Below are 18,942 nucleotides of genomic sequence, written 5' to 3'. Positions count from 1 at the left end.
ACTGCGTATCAGGCGTGGAACACCGCGCACGCTGTTGTGCGATAACGGCTCGGAATTTACTAGTCAGGTTATGGACCTGTGGGCTTACCATCACAAGGTCGAAATTGCCTTCAGCCGACCCGGCAAGCCAACGGATAATGCGTTCGTGGAATCCTTCAACGGCACGCTTCGCGACGAATGTCTGAACGCACACTGGTTCACGTCACTGACGGACGCTAAAGAGCAGATTGAGCAATGGCGGGTGGAATATAACGAGAGTCGGCCTCACAGGGCCCTCGGCGAAGTGTCACCTGCCGAATACGTCCGTCAGCTGGGCCTGCAGGCCCAGCTGACGGACCAACAGAACGCCGAAGACTAACATTGCCTTTGGCACTGAAAGCCGGGGCCGCTCAAAAACGAACTTTACTAGACTCCGGTTGGCCCTGTTTGCAGGGGGCAGGTCAAACCGAACGCAAAGACTCACAAACCTTGTGAAATCAGGAGCCAAAAAAAAGCGCTCCCGAAGGAGCGCTCTACCAGCAAACTTTCGTTTTCTGATTTCCCGGCTCTACTTCTTGAAGTTCGCAACGCCGTCGGTGATTTCCTTGTGGGCGGCTTCGATGCCGACCCAGCCTTCCACCTTGACCCACTTGCCCTTTTCGAGCGACTTGTAGTTCTCGAAGAAGTGCTTGATCTGGTCCATCAGGTACGCGGGCACGTCTTCCAGCGACTTGATGTTGGCCGTCATCGGGCAGACCTTGTCGTGCGGCACGGCGATCAGCTTGGCGTCGACGCCCGACTCGTCGGTCATCTGCAGCATGCCGAGCGCGCGCGAGCGCACGACGGAGCCTGCCAGCAGCGGGAACGGCGTGATCACGAGCACGTCGACGGGGTCGCCGTCGCCGGACAGCGTTTGCGGGATGAAGCCGTAGTTCACCGGATAACGCATGCCCGTGCCGACGAAGCGGTCGACGACCAGCAGGCCCAGGTCCTTGTCGGCTTCGTACTTGACCGGATCGCTTTGCGCCGGAATTTCGATGATCACGTTGAAGTCTTGCGGCAGATCCTTGCCGGCGGGGACATTTGCGAAGCTCATGAGCGCTCTCTGTTTTGAAAAGGGAAAAGCGACGGCTGCATGCACGGGGCACGGCGCGGATCGGCGAGGATTGGCCGAAACGCGCACGACGCTCCGGCGCGCAACCGGACGCAAGGAAGTTGGCGCCCATTATAGCCAATCGCCCGCGGCGTCCGACGCTTTGGCCCAGGGCTTTCCCGCAAGCGGATGAAGCACCTGCTGAATTGGCGTGATAATGGTCGCGCCGAAGGCTTTGCCCTTTTGGCGTGGCTCGTTTTGCATTCCCCTTCCCTCGTTTCACCCCCATTTACGAGGCGCATGCATGGAAGAAGCGAAGCACTTCATCGGCGGCGCGTGGCGCTCGCCCGCCAGCGGCGAGACCCTCGCCGCGATCGACCCCTCCACTGGCCAGCCGTTCGCGCAGCTCGCGCGCGGCAACGCCGCCGATATCGATGCAGCCGTATCCTCCGCGCGCGCCGCCTACGAAGGCGCCTGGGGCGCCCTGAGCGCGGCCGAGCGCGGACGCTTGCTGTTCAAGCTCTCAGCGCGCGTGGCCCAGCATCAGGAAGCCCTTGCGCAACTCGAAGCCCGCGATACCGGCAAGCCGCTCAGGCAGGCGCGCGCCGACGCCGCCGCGCTCGCGCGCTACTTCGAGTTCTACGCGGGCGCCGCCGACAAGCTGCACGGCGAGACGCTGCCCTACCAGGCAGGCTATACGGTGCTCACGGTGCGCGAGCCGCACGGCGTGACGGGCCACATCGTGCCGTGGAACTACCCGATGCAGATTTTCGGGCGCAGCGTGGGCGCGGCGCTCGCGGCCGGCAACGCCTGCGTCGTGAAGCCCGCCGAGGACGCTTGTGTCTCGCTGCTCGAAGTAGCCGCGCTCGCGCACGAAGCGGGGCTCCCCGCCGGCGCGCTGAACATCGTCACGGGCCTCGGCCACGAGGCGGGCGCGGCGCTCTCCGCGCACCCAGGCATCGACCACATCTCGTTCACGGGCTCGCCGCAAACGGGCAAGCTGGTCGCCCAGACGGCGGCCGGCAATCACGTGCCTGTCACGCTGGAACTGGGCGGAAAGTCGCCGCAAATCGTTTTCGCCGATGCCGATTTCGACGCCGCGCTGCCCGTGCTCGTCGCCGCGATCGTGCAGAACGCGGGACAGACGTGCTCGGCGGGCAGCCGCGTGCTGATCGAGCGAGCCGCCTACGAGCCGCTGCTCGAACGGCTCGCGGAGGCGTTCGGGGCGTTGCGCGTCGGGCCCGCGAGCGCCGATCTCGACTGCGGGCCACTTATCAGCGAGAAGCAGCGGCGGCGCGTGCGCGAGTTTCTCGACGAAGCGCAGCGCGACGGCATCGCAACCGCCGCGCGCGGCAAGCTCGAAGCCGATGCGCCCAACGGCGGCTTCTACGAAACCCCGGCGCTGCTGCGCGACGTGCCGCCGCGAAGCCGTCTCGCCCAGGAGGAAGTGTTCGGCCCGGTCCTCGCGGCCATGCCTTTCGACGACGAAAACGAAGCGCTCGCGCTCGCCAACGGCACGCCCTACGGGCTCGTGGCCGGCGTATGGACCCGCGACGGCGCGCGCCAGATGCGCATGGCGCGGCGCGTGCGCGCGGGCCAGGTGTTCGTGAACAACTATGGCGCGGGCGGCGGCGTCGAATTGCCGTTCGGCGGCACGCGCCTCTCCGGCTATGGGCGCGAAAAGGGCTTCGAGGCGCTGTACGGCTTCACGGTGCTGAAGACGATTGCGCTGCGGCACGGCTAGCGCGACGTCGCACATATTGAGGAAAACTCACGAACACTCACGAAAACCCACAAACACACGGAGACATCATGCGACTCAAAGGCAAGACCGCTGTGGTAACGGGCGCCGGTTCGGGCTTCGGCGAAGGCATCGCGAAGACTTACGCGCGTGAGGGCGCGAACGTCGTCGTCAACGACCTGAACGGCGCCGCCGCGCAGCGCGTGGCGAGCGAGATCGCGCTCGCGGGCGGCAAGGCCATCGCGGTCACCGGCGACATCACGCGCGAAGCCGACTGGCACGCGCTGCGCGAAGCTGCCGTCGAGGACTTCGGCAGCGTGCAGATCGTCGTCAACAACGCGGGCACCACGCATCGCAACAAGCCCGTGCTCGAAGTGAGCGAAGCCGAATTCGACCGCGTCTACGCGGTCAACGTGAAGGGCCTCTACTGGAGCGTGCGGGCGTTCGTGCCGCACTTTCGCGAGCATGGCGGCGGCGCGTTCGTCAATATCGCCTCGACTGCAGGCATCCGGCCGCGCCCGGGACTCGTCTGGTACAACGGCAGCAAGGGCGCGATGATCGTCGCCAGCAAGGCGCTCGCCGCCGAACTCGGCCCCGACCAGATCCGCGTGAACTGCGTGAATCCGGTGATCGGCGACACGGGCCTGACCGCCGAATTCATGGGCGTGCCCGACACGCCCGAGAACCGCCAGCGCTTCATCGCGGGCATCCCGCTCGGGCGTTTCTCCACGCCGCAGGACGTGGCCAACGCGTGTCTCTATCTCGCCTCCGACGAAGCCGCCTTCATCACCGGCACCTGCATCGAAGTGGACGGCGGACGCTGCGTATAGCGCGTTCCAGCACGTTCCCGAGGCAACCAGCACGACGATCGAGTCTATGGAGACACCATGGCCAGTCCAGCGAATCACCTGCCGCAAGCAGGCGCGGGCGCTCCGCCCTCCGCCTTCGAAGAAGCCACCTACCGCAAGGTCTCGTGGCGCCTCATCCCGCTGCTGATGCTCTGCTACGTGGTCGCCTATCTGGACCGCGTCAACGTGGGCTTCGCCAAGCTGCAAATGAGCACCGCGCTCAATCTCTCCGATGCGGTCTACGGCTTCGGCGCGGGCATTTTCTTCATCGGTTATTTTTTATTCGAAGTGCCAAGCAATGTAATCCTGCACCGTGTGGGCGCGCGCGTGTGGATCGCGCGCATCATGGTCACGTGGGGCCTCGTTTCCATCTTCACGATGTTCGTGACCACGCCCACCATGTTCTACGTGATGCGCTTTCTGCTCGGCCTGTGCGAGGCCGGCTTCTTCCCGGGCATCATCCTTTACCTCACGTACTGGTATCCGGCGCACCGGCGCGGCCGCATGACCACCTGGTTCATGACGGCCGTCGCGCTTTCGGGCGTGATCGGCGGGCCGGTCTCGGGCTGGATCCTCAAGTCGTTTAACGGCGCGAACGGCTGGCAGGGCTGGCAGTGGCTATTCCTGCTCGAAGGACTGCCTTCGGTGATCGTCGGCGTGCTGGTGTTCTTCGTGCTCGACGACCGCATCGGCGACGCAAAGTGGCTCACCAACGAAGAGCGCGCGCTGCTCGAACGCAATATCGCCGCTGAGGACGCCACCAAGGAAGACCTCCCGCTTGCCAAAGTCCTTCTGAGCGCGCGCGTGCTGGTGATGAGCTTCACCTACTTCTCGTTCGTGATGGGCCTCTACGGCGTGAGCTTCTGGCTGCCCACCATCATCAAGGCGACTGGCGTGAAGGACGCACTCACGATCGGCCTGCTTTCGGCGATTCCGTTCGCGGCGGCGGTGGTCGGCATGGTGCTCGCCGCGAAGAGCGCCGACCGCATGCGCGAGCGCCGCTGGCACATCGCGATTCCGGCTGCCATCGGCGCGCTCGGCCTCGTGCTCTCGGTCACGTGGGCGCACGACACCACGCTCGCGATGACGGCGCTCACGATCGCCACCATCGGCATTCTCACCACGCTGCCGCTGTTCTGGAGCCTGCCTACGGCCTGGCTCGCGGGCGCCGGCGCGGCGGCGGGCATCGCGCTCATCAACTCGATCGGCAATCTCGCGGGCTTTCTGAGCCCCTACGCGGTGGGCTGGCTCAAACAGGTCACATCGGCGAACGATTCGGGCATGTATATGCTCGCCGCGTTCATGATCCTTGGCGGCCTGCTCGCGCTGTGCGCGCCCGCGAAGCTGGTGAATCGCTAACGGTTACCGGCGCGGTGCTCAAAAGCAAACGGCCGCTCGAAAAGCGGCCGTTTTGCGTTGAAGCGCTCGATGCATGCAAAGCACGCGTCGAATCCCGCGTTACACGACGTTCATCGCCAGCGCGCTCTCGCGATAGTGGGTGGCGGCCTTTCCGGCGTCACCGAGCTCTTCGTGCAGGCGCGCGAGCGCGCGATGCGAGCGGATCTTGAGCGGCTCGTTATCGCTCGCGTTTGCGGACTTGAGCGCCGCCTCCAGGAACGACTGCGCCTTGCCCCAAAGCTGCTGCTTCAAGCACAGGCGGCCCAGCGCGAACAGCAAGTCGCCGTCCTCGGGACGCTCCTTGCGCCACGCCTCGGCCTTCTGAATGAGCGGCAGCGCGTCGTTGCCGGCCGTGTCGGGATAACGGCGCAAGAGGCGCGCATCCCAGCTCTGCCCCAACGCTTCCTCGACGATCTTGCGCGCCTCGTTCGGCCGGTCGAGCGCGATCAGCAGTTCGGCGGCGCAGTCGGCCAGACGCGGCGAATGACGCTCGACCGGCGTGAGCGCGTGCCAGAGTTCGAGCAAGGCGTCCGCGTTGTGCCGGCGGTCGCGCAGCAGGTTCTCCGCCGCAAGCTGGCGCAGGCGCACCGCCACGGCCGGATGCAGCGCCTCGCGCTTTTCCAGCGTCTTCACGAGCTTGAGCACTTCGCTCCAGTTCTTGAGCTGCTGCTGCGCGCGCAGCGCAATCTGCTGCGCGTGAATGCGGCGGCCACCCTGCGAGCGCATTTCGGTGAGCGCGGTCAGCGCCCCGTCCGCGTCGCGGCCATCGGCGCGCATGTCGGCGGTGGCCATGAGGCGCGCTTCCTGGAGGTCGGGGTCGTCCACCTGCGTGAGCCAGTCGTCGCGGCGCGCATATTCGTGCAGACGATGCGCGGCGCTCGCGGCGATCAGGCCCGCTGCGCCCTTGTTCTTCTCATCGATGAGCGAATCGCGCGCGGCTTTTTCGGCACGCGAGAAACGGCCTGCGTAGAGATTGCTCACGGCGTCGCGCAGCGCCGAATGCGCCTTTTCCGTGCGCATGCGCGCGCGGTAGGCGGCGACGCGGCGCGGCATCGTCACGATGTTGCGCGCGAAGCGCAGCAGCGCGTAGAGCAGCAGAAACGCGACGACGATGCCCACCACGAAGAGATTGAGCGAGACGTCCACGCGATACGGCGGATAGACGAGCAGCACCTGCCCCGCGTCGAAGCGGCCGACGGTAGCGAGCGCGACGGCGATCGCGAAGAGGATCGCCAGCCAGATAAGTCCACGGATCGCCATGTATTACCCCCGGCTCCGGTATTGCTGGAGTGCCTTCAGGCTCGTGTCGAGCGTGGGCAGCGTGACCGCGCCCGAACCCGCGTCGACCTGCTTGAGCAGGTCGCGCACGTTCTGCGTTTCCTTCGACGCGCTGTCGAAGTAGCGCGCGAGCGCCGTGTCGGCGGCGGCGAGGTCGGACTTGAGCGTGGGCCCGTTGCGCGACAGCAGCGAGAGGCGCGCCGAAAGCAGGCGCAGCTTCAGGTTCTCGCGCACGAAGTAGCCCTGGTCGGGCGAGGCGAGCATGGCGTCGGCGTTGTCGATGCGGCGCACCTGCACGAGGCTCGCGATCTGCTTGCCGATACCTGAGACAAAGCTGTCGAGCCATGCGCGCCAGCGCGGCTCGCCAGTGGCGGCGGCCAGTTTCGCGGCGTCGAGCGGCGCGGCAGCCTCGGGCTTGGTGTGCGCGACGAGCGCTTCGCCCGCGAGCGGCAGCGAGTCGACCGCGGCCAGCGCGGTGTCGAGCTTGATCGCAAGGCCCGCGAGGTCGGTGGACGGCGCGGCCTTGAGCTTGTCGGTGTCCTGGGCGATGGCTTTGCGCACGACGAGCGCCTGCGGGCTGTCCGAGGCGGCAAGACGCGTATCGGCGCTTTGCAGCGCGAACAGCGCGAGCTGCGTGTTGCCGGTGAGCTGGAGCTGCTCGCTCGCGCTCGACAGCATCTGGCCGACTTCGGCGAGCGTCCAGTCGTCGCGGTTGCGTGCGAGATCGGCGTATTGCTGCGCGAGCGCCTGCTGCGAATTCTGCGCGTCGGCGATCTTGCCTTCGAGCAGCGACATCTGCTTGTCGACCTGCTGGGCGTTCGCGACGGCCTGATCGGTGCGCGCGCGCAGCGCGGCGCTCTGCTGCTCCGCGGCCTGCTGGCGCTGCATGAGCGCCGCGTCCACGCGGTCGAGCTTGCGGTTGAGCACATAGCCGCCCGCCCCCGCACCGCCCGCGACCAGCACGACGACGAGCCAGAGGACAGCCACGCCCGCGCCGCCGCGCCGCGTATTGGCTGCGTTCGCGGGCTGCGTGTAGGGCGTGGAGGAATAAGAGGAGGATGCCGGGCGTGCACTCGCGGCGGCGGGCGAAGTGCCGCTGCTGCCGCTGTTGCCTTGAGACGCCGCGCCCCGATTGGAAACCTTGCTGGAATCGTTCGAATCAGTCATGCGTGGTTGTGCCGGCGGCGAGGCCGGGGTGTTCTGAACCGGTTGAGCTGCCTGTGCCCCACCATGAGGCGCAGCTGAATGCGCTACGGAAGAAACCGAGGATGCCGCAAGGCCCAGCAGCGTTTCGACGATGCGCTCGTCGCCCGCGCCGGACACCGTAATCCTATCAAAACCCAAACCGCGCGCCGTCTCGCCGATCCGCGCATGCGGCGCGACCAGCGGCGCGTGGCGCAACTCGACGAGCTCGCCCGCGGTGAGATGTTCGCGCGCGAGCTCGTCGAGATTGCGCACGCCTTCGGAACTGGTCACGAGCCAGGCATGCGGCGCGCCGCCGAGCAGCGCGTGCACCGTTTCCCATACGCCGATGGGCGGCTCGGGCATGGCGCGGCGGTATGCAGCAACGGCCTCGACTTCGGCGCCCGCCTCGCGCAGCCGCTCAGCGAGCCATTCGCGGCCGCCGTCGCCGCGCACGATCAGCACGCGCTTGCCCGCGAAGGTGTTCTCGCCGAGCGTATTTTCGAGCGCGGCGTAGAGCGATTCGGAGTCGAAGCGCGCGGATTCCTCGTCGGCGGGACGCGCCGGGCTGATCACGCGATGCTCGGGCGCCGCGACGCCGTGACGCGCGAGCGCGGCCACGCTGGCCGGCCCCACCACGGCGACGGGCAGCGCATGCGGCCAGATCGACGAAATCGCACTGTAGTAGCCGAACGCGCGGTCGACGGCGTTGGGCGAGACGAACACCACCAGCGCGTAACGGTCGAGCGCGCCGAGCGCTTCGCGCAAGGGCGCGTCGTCGCGCACGGGTTCGATGGCGATGAGCGGGAATTCAAGTGTGCGCAGGCCGCGCGACTCGAGCTGCGCGGCAAGCGTGCGCGACTGGCCGGCCGGTCGGGTAATGACGACGGTGAACGGCCCGGAAGTGCTGCCGGAAGCAGCGCCGCCTGCACCCATACCGGGGTCGGCAGGGCCGCCCCATTCGTCGGGCTGCGCGGGAGCGCTCACGCCGCCGCGACGCGGCTGCCAGGGGGCCGTCATCGCGCGCCCGTCTCGTCCGCCTTGCCGGCCGGCGGCGCGTTCGGCGCGCGCGCGTCGTCGGCGCTGGCCTCGGACAGCGCGCGCACGATCTCGAGCGCGCCCTGGGCAATCAGTTCGTCCGCGACCCGGCGGCCCAGCGCGACAGCGTCTTCGACGCTCACCGGCGCGGTGTCGCCCTCAGCGGCGAGCACGCGGCTCGCGTCGGGCGTGGCGATCGTGCCGCGCAGCGCAAGCCGGCCGTCGCGCCACTGCGCGTACGCAGCCAGCGGTACCGAGCAGCTGCCGCCGAGCGCGCGCGACACCATGCGCTCCGCCTCCACGGCCTTCGCGGTGGCGTCGTCGTGCAGCGGCGCGAGCCACGCGGCCAGATCGGCGCGGTCAGCGCGGATCTCGATGCCGAGCGCGCCCTGCCCCGCCGCCGGCAGGCTGTCCGCCGGCTCCAGCAGCGCGCGGATGCGGGCGCCGAGGCCCAGACGCTTCAACCCTGCCGCCGCGAGGATGATGGCCGCGTAGTCGCCGCGATCGAGCTTGGCCAGGCGCGTGTCGAGGTTGCCGCGCAGCGGCTTCACGTCGAGATGCGGATAGCGCGCGCGGATCATCGACTCGCGGCGCAGGCTGGAGGTGCCCACGACGCTGCCCGGCGGCAGCGCCGCAAGCGAGTCGTAATCGTTAGACACGAAGGCGTCGCGCGGGTCCTCGCGCTCCATGATGGCCGTGAGCGTGAAGCCCTCGGGCAACTCCATGGGCACGTCCTTGAGCGAGTGCACGGCCAGATCGGCGCGCCCTTCGGCCAGCGCCTGCTCCAGCTCCTTGACGAACAAACCCTTGCCGCCGACCTTCGACAGCGTGCGGTCGAGAATTTGATCGCCACGTGTCGTCATTCCAACAATTTTCACGTCGCAGGATGGATATAATTTGTGCAGCGCAGCTTGCACATGCTCGGCCTGCCACATCGCCAGGCGGCTCTCCCGCGAAGCGATCACAAGGGTGCCGGGCGTGGGCGCAGATAACGTCTCGGAATTCATGGCAAGCACATCGAATAACGGGTTCGAAAAACAGAATCGGATAACCGGCAATGTTAGCACGCGCCCCTTTTTCGGCCGGTCCCCCGGACGCCGATGGGGCTCACGAAGCCCCTCCCCGGCACTACCGGCCCTGTCCGAACTGTCCGCGCGCTGTCTCATAATATGCGCGATGCGCGTGCGGCACGCGCAAGATGGCGCATTCATTCCAGGTTGCACCGGTTGTACCCCTGAGCACCCCTGACCGCGGCCCGCGCCGCGGCCATGCAGTTGGCAGTTCCCGATCAACTTGTCCATCTCCTGGCTAGTCCTGAGGAAAACATCGTGAAGTCTTCCGGATCGGCGCGCGCAGAGCGCCGCAACAACGCATCGCAACCCGCCTCATCCACGGCCGCAGAAACGGCCGCTCCGTCGACGGCCAAAAAGGCCAAATCGACGACCACCGTGAACGCCTCGGTCCAATCGATCCAATCGACGAAGGCGGCAAAGGCCACGAAAGCGGCAGACGCGACGAAGACCACGAAGGCCACCCAAACCAGCAAGGCCCCGAAAGTCACTCAAGCCGCCAAGCCCAAGGCAAAGTCCGCGGCCAAGCCCGCCGCGAAATCGGCAGCCAAGCCCGCGACCGCCGCGCGCAACGCCCGCGCGCGCGACGACAAGGACCAGCCGCTGTTCGAGGACATCCGCTACCTCGGCCGCCTGCTCGGCGAAGTGCTGCGCGAACAGGAAGGCGACGCCGTGTTCGACGTGGTCGAAACCATCCGCCAGACGGCCGTGCGTTTTCGCCGTGAAGACGACAACACCGCCGCGCTCGCGCTGGAAAAGCAACTGCGCGCGCTCTCGCCCGAGCAGACCGTGAGCGTGGTGCGCGCGTTCAGCTATTTCTCGCATCTCGCGAACATCGCCGAGGACCGCCATCGCAACCGCCGCCGCCGCATCCACGATCTCGCGGGTTCGGCGCCGCGCGCGGGCACCATCGCGTATTCGCTCGAGCGTCTCGCGCAGGCGGGCGCAGCCGCGACGCCAGTACTCCAGCAATTCTTCAACGACGCGCTGATCGTGCCCGTGCTCACCGCGCACCCCACGGAAGTGCAGCGCAAGAGCACACTCGATTCGCAGCACGACGTCGCGCGCTTGCTCGCCCAACGCGAGCAGCCGCTCACGCATCGCGAACGCGAGCAGAATGAAGCGATGCTGCGCGCGCGCGTGACCTCGCTCTGGCAAACGCGCATGCTGCGCGACTCGCGTCTGACCGTGGGCGACGAAATCGAGAATGCGCTTTCGTACTACCACACGACCTTCCTCACCGAGATCCCCGCGCTGTATGGCGAGATCGAAACCTCGCTGAAAGAGCATGGCGTCGATGCGCGACTGCCGGCGTTCTTCCAGATGGGCAGTTGGATCGGCGGCGACCGCGACGGCAACCCGAACGTCACCGCATCGACGCTTGAAGAAGCGAGCGAGCGCCAGGCGCAGGTGATCCTGCAGCACTACCTCGAGGAAGTGCACAAGCTCGGCGCGGAGCTGTCCGTCTCGAACCTGCTCGCGGGCGCGAGCGACGCGCTCAAGGCGCTCGCCGAGGCCTCGCCCGACCAGTCGCCGCACCGCAGGGACGAGCCGTACCGCCGCGCGCTGATCGGCGTCTATACGCGGCTTGCGGCCAGCGCGCGCGTGCGCCTCGGCGAAGGCGTGGTCGCGGTGCGCAGCGCGGGCCGCAACGCCCAGCCGGTGCGCGCGCAGCCTTACGCCGATGCGGCCGAGTTCTCGCGCGACCTGCATATCCTGATGGATTCGCTCGCCGAGCATCACGGCGCCTCGCTCGCGACCACGCGTCTTGCGCCGCTCATGCGCGCCGTCGACGTGTTCGGCTTCCACCTGGCGAGCATCGACCTGCGCCAGAGCTCGGACATCCACGAAGCCGTGATCGCCGAGTTGCTCGCGCGCGCGGGCGTGGAGGCCGACTACGCCGCGCTCAGCGAAGAAGAAAAGCAAGCCGTGCTGCAAGCTCAGCTTGCCGACGCGCGCCCGCTGCGCTCGCCGTACCTCGACTACTCGGACCTCGTGAAAAGCGAGCTTGGCGTGCTGGAGATGGCACGCGTGACGCGCGAGAAGTTCGGCGCGCGCGCGGTGCGCAACTACATCATCTCGCACACCGAAACAGTTTCCGACTTGCTCGAAGTGATGCTGCTGCAAAAGGAAACCGGCCTCATGAGCGGGCGTCTCGGCCATGCCGACGATCCCGCGAAGGCCGCGCTGATGGTGATCCCGCTGTTCGAGACGATTCCCGACCTGCGCAACGCCACGCGCATCATGCGCGACCTGCTCGCGCTGCCTGGCATCGACGGCATCGTCGAGCATCAAGGCAACGAGCAGGAAATCATGCTCGGCTACTCGGACAGCAACAAGGACGGCGGCTTCCTCACCTCGAACTGGGAGCTCTACCGCTCCGAGCTCGCGCTGGTCGCGCTCTATCGCGAGCGCGGCATCACGCTGCGCCTGTTCCATGGCCGCGGAGGCACGGTGGGCCGCGGAGGCGGCCCGACCTACAACGCGATCCTCTCGCAGCCGCCGGGCACGGTCGAAGGCCAGATCCGCCTGACCGAGCAGGGCGAAGTCATCGCTTCGAAGTTCGGCAATCCGGAGATTGGCCGCCGCAACCTGGAAACGGTGATCGCCGCCACGCTCGAAGCCACACTGCTGCCGATGGGCAAAGCCGCTGGCAATTCGCCGGACCAGTTGCCCGTGTTCGAAGAGACCATGCAGAGCCTCTCCGATGCGGCGATGGCGGCGTACCGTTCGCTCGTCTACGAGACGCCCGGCTTCACCGACTACTTCTTCGCTTCGACGCCGATCACCGAAATCGCCGAGCTCAACATCGGCAGCCGGCCCGCCTCGCGCAAGCTGCAGGACCCGAAGAACCGCAAGATCGACGACTTGCGCGCGATTCCCTGGGGCTTCTCGTGGGGCCAGTGCCGCCTGCTGCTCACGGGCTGGTACGGTTTTGGAAGCGCGGTGGCCGCGTATCTGGACGAAGCGGGCAACGACGCGGAACGCACGCGCCGTCTCGCGCTCTTCAAGAAGATGTACAAGACCTGGCCGTTCTTCTCGAACCTGCTTTCGAACATGGACATGACGCTCGCGAAGACCGACCTCGCGGTGGCGTCGCGCTATGCGCAGCTCGTCGCCGACAAGAAGCTGCGCAAGCTCGTGTTCGACCGCATCGTGGCCGAGTGGGAACGCACGACGCGCGTGCTCAATGAAATCACCGGCGCGAGCGGCCGCCTCGCGGACAACCCGCTGCTTGCACGTTCGATCAAGAACCGCTTCCCCTATCTCGACCCGCTCAATCACTTGCAGGTCGAGTTGATCAAGCGCTATCGCGCCGGCGACCCGAGCCCGCGCGTGCGGCGCGGTATTCATTTGACGATCAATGGGATTGCTGCGGGGTTGCGTAATACGGGTTAAAGCGCTGCGGGTGCGCTTGATGAGAAACGGCGTCGTGCCCTTTGGGGGACGACGCCGTTTTTCTTTGTGCGTGTATGGCTGATCTGGCTCGCCCGAAGCATGCGGTAGCACGGACGGAATTCAAGATCGTTGACTTCCAACAAGTCGCTCGTGAAGCACTCCAACTTATCGTGGCACTTCGCACAACTACGGAGACTTCTGCATGGCGACTTCGCACACGCGCGCTCATCGACTCGTAAAGCCACGCAAGCTAGGGTGGGCAGAGAAACCCATCGGCGTCGTGCCACTCTACGTCCAAAGCGCGCTGCGCGACGTGGGCCTTTCGGATGCAGATCGTCCTTGAAACTTCGGAGGATGCCTGCCCATGGCCCCGATCACAATCGATTTCGGTGCGAGAAGGAGCGCGACGCTGTACGGCCGAGGCGAGATTCCAGATACCCGGCCGTCGCTCGACAAACAGCGGCGCGACACCGCAGAATTCATTCGCAATTGGCCCGCCAGTCAGAGTCACTCGCACGACGCCCAGAAGTACATTCGGCAGCTCAACCTCCTTTCTTACGCTCCAATTGGAGTCCAGCGCACGAACTCCGTTGCCATACTCAAGGCCGCGGTGGAAAGCGGTCAAGTGATGGTCTTAATCGAGCGCAAGGCGCCCAGATCAGGCGGGACCGCTGGCGGTGCACCGTCAAGCGCCCGGCCTTTTCCGCTCGCGATGAGAGGGACGTCTAATCTGTCAGCGCCGAGAGCCTTTATCGACAAGCCCATCCCAAGTTGGGCCACGCCGAGCGACGTGTCGGTCCACGCGTTGATGGACTATCTGGAAAGCGTTATCGGTGGGGGCAGCGCAGGTGGCGCAGCCAAATTTGCAGGCGGCGCCTCTACTTTGCTCGGGCATGCGAAGCCGTTCGATTACATCGAAGGCCCGGTCAGCGATAGCATTGATTCACTGGCCGCTTCGACCAATAATCCGAACTTTGCGGCAAAAATGCTCGGGTACGAGCGTAAAACATTCGGGCAGATGCTGCATGTGCTCAAACCGGCAAATGGCTTGGGGCCAGCCGACAACGTCATCTTTCATGACAGCGGCGACGTCGAGTTCAAAGGCATAATTATTGACAACATCCATGACTATGCACCCTGACTCTCCTACGCCTCCCGAAAACACACTCGCATATGCGACGTTCATAATCTCATCGGAGGACACGCACCCGGACACATGGACCGGCTTTTTCGGCATCTTTCCGAGTCGGACAATCACGCGAGGACAGCCTTATCAGCTGCCGTCTGGCCGTCTCAGCTCCAGGCCGGGGAAACTCAATCTTTGGGCGTTGGAAAGCAAAGCGGCTGTTCACAGCGATCGATTGGAACCGCACCTCCGATATCTGCTCGAGCGGCTAAAGTTGCCCCGTGAAGGTCTTCGTGAGCGCATCGAGAAGGCGGGTGCGCAAATGCGCTTCTTCTGCTATTGGGACAACGAGATGGGTAACCGTGTGCCCTATGTGTCCGACGCCACCCGCCAACTCATTGAGTCGCTCGGTGGCGTTGTTGAAATCGATGAGTACCGGTAGAGCGAATTACCTCTGTACACGGTGACGCCAGGTACGTTTCCTCAACAGATTAGCTGCGGCGCGCGCAGCGAACCCAATAGATCACCAACGCCACCACCACCGCCATCAAAGCATCGACGGCCACCAGCACCGGCACCGGACTGATCCACTTGTCCATGTTGGCAGTGCGGTTGTAGTACGGAGGCCCGCTGCCATAGGCTTCACTCAGGTTGATCCAGTTGAACGCCACGGCCAACGACAGCAGAACAACCATAACGGCCAGCAGCACGATAAACGTCACACGGTTCATGAGTTGTTGTCCCGGAAGAATCGGCCCGACATAGCTTTCGTATTGCCGGGCCGACCATCGCAAGAAAATACCCCTCACCCCCGCCGCGTCGCCTCGATCATCAACGCATCGAGCTTGAACGAGCAGTCGCTTTGGACATCGAAATACTGCCGCACTTCATCGGGCGCGCGCTCCCACATCGAGCGGATCGCCGTCACGCGCTCGGGCGGCGTGCGCATGCGCGCCACCCACGTGTCGAAGTCGAGCGCGATGCGCCAGCGCTCGCTCACCTTCGCGTCGAACCCCGCGCCATCGAGCATCGCGAGCCACTCATCGGCGCGGTAATCGCGAATATGCGAGGCGTCACGCAACAACTCAATCGCCTGGATATGCGTGTCGTAAAGCGGGTCGTCGATACCAGCGATGTCGATGAACTTCAGGCGCCCACCGGGCTTGAGCACACGATGCACCTCGGCGAGCGCGCGCGGCACATCGCGCCAGTGGTGCGCGCTCATGCGGCTGATCGCCCAGTTGAAGGTCGCATCGGGGAACGGCAACGACTCGGCGGCGCCCTGCTGCGTGCGGATAGTCGCGAGGCCGCGCTCCTTCGCGGCGCCCTCGACCGTGGCGAGCATCGGCGCGGCGATGTCGTAGGCCACGACTTCGCGCACGTGCGGCGCTACCGCGAAGCTCGCGTGCCCCGCGCCGCAGCCCATGTCCAGCACCACGGCGTTGCCGCAAGTGGCCGCGAAGGTGGCGGCGAGATTGTCCAGATCCGCGCCGCTCGCGTGAACCTGGCTCGTGAGGTAAGCGGCTGCGGTCGAGCCGAATGCGTCGGCGACCTGATCGTGATGCTTCATTGTTTGCTCCAGCTTGAATAGGCAAGAAAGCGCCGCCGTCTGTTATCTGGCGGCTACCACCATAATTTCGATCAACGCCTCGGGAATCGACAAGTCCGCTTGAACCGTTGCGCGCGCTGGTGCGCAACCTTCTGGCAACCACGCCTCCCAAATGGCGTTCATTTTTTCGAAGTCCTTTTCGACGTGTTTCAACCAGATCTGCGCCGATAGAAGCTGGCTGTTGTCCGTGCCTGCGTCCGCCAACAGGCCGTCGATGATCGACAACACGCTGCGTGTCTGTTTTTCGATGTCGTCGCTCAGGTCATCGGGGGTTCGCCCGGCGAGGTACACCGTATTACCGTGGGTCACGACCAGGCTCATGCGCTTGTTGGTATGCATACGTTGAACGTTCATTCTGCTTCTCCTTATGCGGTTTTTCTGGTTGAGAATCGGAGGCAAAGGGGTTCTATACCCCTATCAACGCATTAAACGCCGTCATGTTGTTTTGGGTGAACCGTTACAATAGAGCCCGTTTTGTACCAGTACAAGTTAAGCGATTATTCTGGTATCGCGAACACCTGCCCCACGCCTCATGAGCCCCGACACCCCCGCCGCCGGCACGCCGGCCGCCGATCCCGGCGCCGCCAAAACGCTCGAAGCCACGCCCGCCCGTGCGCTGGGCGAATTCATCCGCGCCCACCGCGAGCGGCTCTCGCCGCAGGAAGTCGGCTTGCCGCCCGGCCCGCGCCGCCGCACGCCGGGCCTGCGCCGCGAGGAAGTGGCGCAACTATGCGCCGTGAGCCCCACCTGGTACACGTGGATCGAGCAGGGCCGGCCCGTCTCGGCCTCGGCGGACGCGCTCGCGCGCATCGCCGTCGCGCTGCGTCTCTCGCGCGCCGAGCGCGCCTATCTGTTCGAACTAGCCGCCCAGCGCGACCCCACCGAGCCCGATCCGTCCAGCGCAGCGGACGCGCCCGCCACGCTCCTGCAAACCGTGCAATTGGTGGACGCACCCGCCTACGTGCTCGACCGCCAGTGGACCGCGCTCGCATGGAACGCCCACGCGGCGGACCTGTTCACGGGCTGGCTCGACGCCGGGCATGACCGCAACCTGCTGCGCTTCACCTTCACGCAGCCGCTCGGGCGCGAGTTGATCGTCGATTGGGAAACGCGCGCGCGGCGGCTCGCCGCTGAATTCCGCGCCGACTCGATCCGCCACCTCAACGACGCCCCCACACGCGCGCTGATCGATTCGCTGCTGGCCGCCAGCGACGAGTTCGCACGCTTCTGGGCCTCGCAGGACGTGTTCGAGCGCGAAGGCGGCCGGCGCGAGTTCAATCATCCGCGCCACGGCCGCATCGCCTATGACCAGATCACGCTCAAGCCCGCGCATCGCGAAGACCTGAAGCTGGTGGTGCTGGTGCGGCTCTGAACGCCGCGGCGCCCGGCGCTTTACGCGCAGCCGCCGCGCATCGCTTCATCCAGCGCCGCGCCGGGCCGCCCACGCTGCCGATGGTAAAATCGTTGTCTTTCCCGCCGTGCGCCGCGTCTGGTATCAGAATGCGCTGCCTGGGCACACTGCCTGAGCACCCTGCATGAGCACGCGGCCCGCTTAATCACGCTCGTTCACGCCCATCACCATGACGTCCCAACTGCACAAAAAAGGCGAAGCCTGGTCGGCTCGCTTCTCCGAGCCCATGTCGGAGCTGGTCAAACGCTATACGTCGTCGGTCTTCTTCGACAAGCGCCTCGCGCTCGTCGATATCGAGGGCTCGCTCGCGCACGCGTCGATGCTGGCTGCGCAGAAGATCATCTCCGCCGACGACCTCGCCGCCATCCAGGGCGGCATGGCGCAAATCAAGGGCGAGATCGAGCGCGGCGAGTTCGAGTGGCTGCTCGATCTCGAAGACGTCCACCTGAACATCGAGGCGCGCCTCACGGCGCTGATCGGCGACGCGGGCAAGCGCCTGCACACGGGCCGCTCGCGCAACGACCAGGTCGCGACCGACATCCGCCTGTGGCTGCGCGGCGAGATCGACCGCATCGGCGGCCTGCTCGGCGACCTGCGCGGCGCGCTGCTCGACCTCGCGGATCAGCACGCGGGCACGATCATGCCCGGCTTCACGCACCTGCAAGTGGCGCAGCCCGTCACCTTCGGCCATCACCTGCTCGCCTACGTGGAGATGTTCACGCGCGACGCCGAGCGCATGGCCGACTGCCGCAAGCGCGTGAACCGCCTGCCGCTGGGCGCGGCGGCGCTCGCGGGCACGAGCTACCCGATCGACCGCTTCGCGGTGGCGAAGACGCTGGGCTTCGACGGCATCTGCACGAACTCGCTCGACGCTGTCTCCGACCGCGACTTTGCCATCGAATTCACGGCCGCCGCCGCACTCGTGATGACGCACGTATCGCGCTTCTCGGAAGAACTCGTGCTGTGGATGAGCCCGCGCGTCGGCTTCATCGATCTCGCAGACCGCTTCTGCACGGGCTCGTCGATCATGCCGCAGAAGAAGAACCCGGACGTGCCCGAACTCGCGCGCGGCAAGACCGGCCGCGTGAACGGCCACTTGATGGCGCTCCTCACGCTGATGAAGGGCCAACCGCTCGCGTACAACAAGGACAATCAGGAAGACAAGGAACCGCTGTTCGACACCGTCGACACGGTTGCGGACACGCTGCGCATCTTCGCGGAAATGGTCGCCGGCATCTCGGTGAAGGAGCAGGCAATGCGCGCGGCGGCGCTGCAAGGCTTCTCGACGGCCACCGATCTCGCCGACTACCTCGTGAAGAAGGGCCTGCCGTTCCGCGACGCGCACGAAGCCGTGGCGCACGCGGTGCGTATCTGCGTGGACCGCAATTGCGATCTCGCGGACCTCACGCTCGATGAGATGCGCCGCGAGCTGCCGGCGGTTTCGCACCTGCTGGGCGAGGACGTGTTCGAAGTGCTGACGCTCGAAGGCTCGGTCTCGGCGCGCAACCATGCGGGCGGCACCGCGCCGGAGCAAGTGCGTGCGGCCATCGCGGCGGCGCGCGCGGCGCTCAAGTAAGGCGTGCGGCGGACCATCATCGGCCCTCGATGATGCGTCCATGAAGTAACGAAAAAGCGGGCGCGCGACACATACCGTCGCGCGCCCGCTTTGCATTGGAGCGCCGCTGCGCACTGTGTTCGCTGCAAAATGCGCGAAGTGTGCGCCCGGGGTTTGCGCCCCTTCGCCTATCATGGCGCATGAGCCCGACTGCC

At 65.9% G+C, this 18,942-nt stretch carries 16 protein-coding genes; 9 read left to right on the top strand and 7 right to left on the bottom strand.

From position 1 onward, the window contains the following. The coding region (locus HV773_RS01630; RefSeq protein WP_175194147.1) for an integrase core domain-containing protein at positions 1–358 on the top strand (358 nt) is incomplete at its 5' end. A 189-nt stretch (positions 359–547) separates the two neighbouring features. Here HV773_RS01630 and ppa read toward each other — a convergent pair. Next, positions 548–1,075: an inorganic diphosphatase gene (gene ppa, locus HV773_RS01625; RefSeq protein WP_129561469.1), complete on the bottom strand. Its 528-nt coding sequence runs from the start codon at positions 1,073–1,075 to the stop codon at positions 548–550. 301 nt (positions 1,076–1,376) lie between these two features. Here ppa and HV773_RS01620 point away from each other — a divergent pair, with 301 nt between their 5' ends. The 3 genes from HV773_RS01620 to HV773_RS01610 all read left to right on the top strand — a co-directional run bounded on the left by HV773_RS01620 (position 1,377) and on the right by HV773_RS01610 (position 5,020). After that, positions 1,377–2,816, top strand: a complete 1,440-nt coding sequence (locus HV773_RS01620) for an aldehyde dehydrogenase family protein (RefSeq protein WP_129561468.1) — start codon at positions 1,377–1,379, stop codon at positions 2,814–2,816. 68 nt (positions 2,817–2,884) lie between these two features. Further along, positions 2,885–3,643, top strand: a complete 759-nt coding sequence (locus tag HV773_RS01615) for an SDR family oxidoreductase (RefSeq protein ID WP_129561467.1) — start codon at positions 2,885–2,887, stop codon at positions 3,641–3,643. 57 nt (positions 3,644–3,700) lie between these two features. After that, a complete protein-coding gene (locus tag HV773_RS01610) occupies positions 3,701–5,020 on the top strand; it encodes an MFS transporter (RefSeq protein ID WP_129561466.1) in 1,320 nt (439 codons plus the stop codon). Positions 5,021–5,119: 99 nt separating this feature from the next. On the opposite strand, the gene HV773_RS01605 is transcribed toward HV773_RS01610, so the two are convergent. The 3 genes from HV773_RS01605 to hemC form a co-directional block, all read right to left on the bottom strand. Next, complete coding sequence (locus HV773_RS01605) at positions 5,120–6,319, bottom strand: heme biosynthesis protein HemY (RefSeq protein WP_129561465.1); 1,200 nt, start codon at positions 6,317–6,319, stop codon at positions 5,120–5,122. A 3-nt stretch (positions 6,320–6,322) separates the two neighbouring features. Then, complete coding sequence (hemDX, locus tag HV773_RS01600; protein ID WP_129563289.1) at positions 6,323–8,455, bottom strand: fused uroporphyrinogen-III synthase HemD/membrane protein HemX; 2,133 nt, start codon at positions 8,453–8,455, stop codon at positions 6,323–6,325. Positions 8,456–8,535: 80 nt separating this feature from the next. Next, positions 8,536–9,564, bottom strand: a complete 1,029-nt coding sequence (hemC, locus tag HV773_RS01595) for a hydroxymethylbilane synthase (RefSeq protein ID WP_129561464.1) — start codon at positions 9,562–9,564, stop codon at positions 8,536–8,538. A 321-nt stretch (positions 9,565–9,885) separates the two neighbouring features. On the opposite strand from hemC, the gene ppc reads away from it, so the two are divergent. From ppc to HV773_RS01580, 3 genes are all read left to right on the top strand, one after another. After that, positions 9,886–13,026: a phosphoenolpyruvate carboxylase gene (gene ppc / locus HV773_RS01590; RefSeq protein ID WP_129561463.1), complete on the top strand. Its 3,141-nt coding sequence runs from the start codon at positions 9,886–9,888 to the stop codon at positions 13,024–13,026. A gap of 364 nt (positions 13,027–13,390) precedes the next feature. After that, positions 13,391–14,167 (top strand): hypothetical protein, encoded by a 777-nt coding sequence (locus tag HV773_RS01585; protein WP_129561462.1) that lies wholly within the window; start codon positions 13,391–13,393, stop codon positions 14,165–14,167. After that, entirely contained in the window at positions 14,157–14,594 is a 438-nt protein-coding gene (locus HV773_RS01580) for a DUF4279 domain-containing protein (RefSeq protein WP_129563288.1), read from the top strand. Before HV773_RS01585 ends, HV773_RS01580 begins: the two co-directional genes overlap by 11 nt. A gap of 49 nt (positions 14,595–14,643) precedes the next feature. On the opposite strand, the gene HV773_RS01575 is transcribed toward HV773_RS01580, so the two are convergent. From HV773_RS01575 to HV773_RS01565, 3 genes are all read right to left on the bottom strand, one after another. Then, a complete protein-coding gene (locus tag HV773_RS01575; RefSeq protein WP_129561461.1) occupies positions 14,644–14,883 on the bottom strand; it encodes a hypothetical protein in 240 nt (79 codons plus the stop codon). Between the two features lie 74 nt (positions 14,884–14,957). Next, positions 14,958–15,722 carry a class I SAM-dependent methyltransferase gene (locus HV773_RS01570; RefSeq protein WP_129561460.1) on the bottom strand — a complete coding sequence of 255 codons (765 nt, stop codon included), beginning with the start codon at positions 15,720–15,722 and terminating at the stop codon, positions 14,958–14,960. A 42-nt stretch (positions 15,723–15,764) separates the two neighbouring features. Then, on the bottom strand, positions 15,765–16,115 hold the full coding sequence (locus HV773_RS01565; RefSeq protein ID WP_129561459.1) for a RidA family protein: 351 nt from the start codon (positions 16,113–16,115) through the stop codon (positions 15,765–15,767). 178 nt (positions 16,116–16,293) lie between these two features. Between HV773_RS01565 and HV773_RS01560 the strand changes: the two genes are divergently transcribed. Together HV773_RS01560 and argH are read left to right on the top strand one after the other, a co-directional pair. Then, complete coding sequence (locus HV773_RS01560) at positions 16,294–17,133, top strand: helix-turn-helix transcriptional regulator (RefSeq protein ID WP_129561458.1); 840 nt, start codon at positions 16,294–16,296, stop codon at positions 17,131–17,133. Positions 17,134–17,341: 208 nt separating this feature from the next. Next, positions 17,342–18,748 carry an argininosuccinate lyase gene (gene argH / locus HV773_RS01555; RefSeq protein WP_129561457.1) on the top strand — a complete coding sequence of 469 codons (1,407 nt, stop codon included), beginning with the start codon at positions 17,342–17,344 and terminating at the stop codon, positions 18,746–18,748. Positions 18,749–18,942 lie beyond the last annotated feature (194 nt).

This window comes from Paraburkholderia caffeinitolerans (assembly GCF_902859945.1).
In the GTDB taxonomy this organism is placed as follows: Bacteria; Pseudomonadota; Gammaproteobacteria; order Burkholderiales; family Burkholderiaceae; genus Paraburkholderia; species Paraburkholderia caffeinitolerans.
Note: the sequence above shows the minus strand (reverse complement) of the source record. Positions and strands in the feature narration are given on the sequence as shown.

Bases quoted from the DNA above. Each gene is read 5' to 3' on its own strand.
- ppa (WP_129561469.1), bottom strand. From the start codon at position 1,075: ATGAGCTTCGCAAATGTCCCCGCCGGCAAGGATCTGCCGCAAGACTTC.
- HV773_RS01620 (WP_129561468.1), top strand. From the start codon at position 1,377: ATGGAAGAAGCGAAGCACTTCATCGGCGGCGCGTGGCGCTCGCCCGCC.
- HV773_RS01615 (WP_129561467.1), top strand. From the start codon at position 2,885: ATGCGACTCAAAGGCAAGACCGCTGTGGTAACGGGCGCCGGTTCGGGC.
- HV773_RS01610 (WP_129561466.1), top strand. From the start codon at position 3,701: ATGGCCAGTCCAGCGAATCACCTGCCGCAAGCAGGCGCGGGCGCTCCG.
- HV773_RS01605 (WP_129561465.1), bottom strand. From the start codon at position 6,319: ATGGCGATCCGTGGACTTATCTGGCTGGCGATCCTCTTCGCGATCGCC.
- hemDX (WP_129563289.1), bottom strand. From the start codon at position 8,455: ATGGGTGCAGGCGGCGCTGCTTCCGGCAGCACTTCCGGGCCGTTCACC.
- hemC (WP_129561464.1), bottom strand. From the start codon at position 9,564: ATGAATTCCGAGACGTTATCTGCGCCCACGCCCGGCACCCTTGTGATC.
- HV773_RS01585 (WP_129561462.1), top strand. From the start codon at position 13,391: ATGGCCCCGATCACAATCGATTTCGGTGCGAGAAGGAGCGCGACGCTG.
- HV773_RS01580 (WP_129563288.1), top strand. From the start codon at position 14,157: ATGCACCCTGACTCTCCTACGCCTCCCGAAAACACACTCGCATATGCG.
- HV773_RS01575 (WP_129561461.1), bottom strand. From the start codon at position 14,883: ATGAACCGTGTGACGTTTATCGTGCTGCTGGCCGTTATGGTTGTTCTG.
- HV773_RS01570 (WP_129561460.1), bottom strand. From the start codon at position 15,722: ATGAAGCATCACGATCAGGTCGCCGACGCATTCGGCTCGACCGCAGCC.
- HV773_RS01565 (WP_129561459.1), bottom strand. From the start codon at position 16,115: ATGAACGTTCAACGTATGCATACCAACAAGCGCATGAGCCTGGTCGTG.
- HV773_RS01560 (WP_129561458.1), top strand. From the start codon at position 16,294: ATGAGCCCCGACACCCCCGCCGCCGGCACGCCGGCCGCCGATCCCGGC.
- argH (WP_129561457.1), top strand. From the start codon at position 17,342: ATGACGTCCCAACTGCACAAAAAAGGCGAAGCCTGGTCGGCTCGCTTC.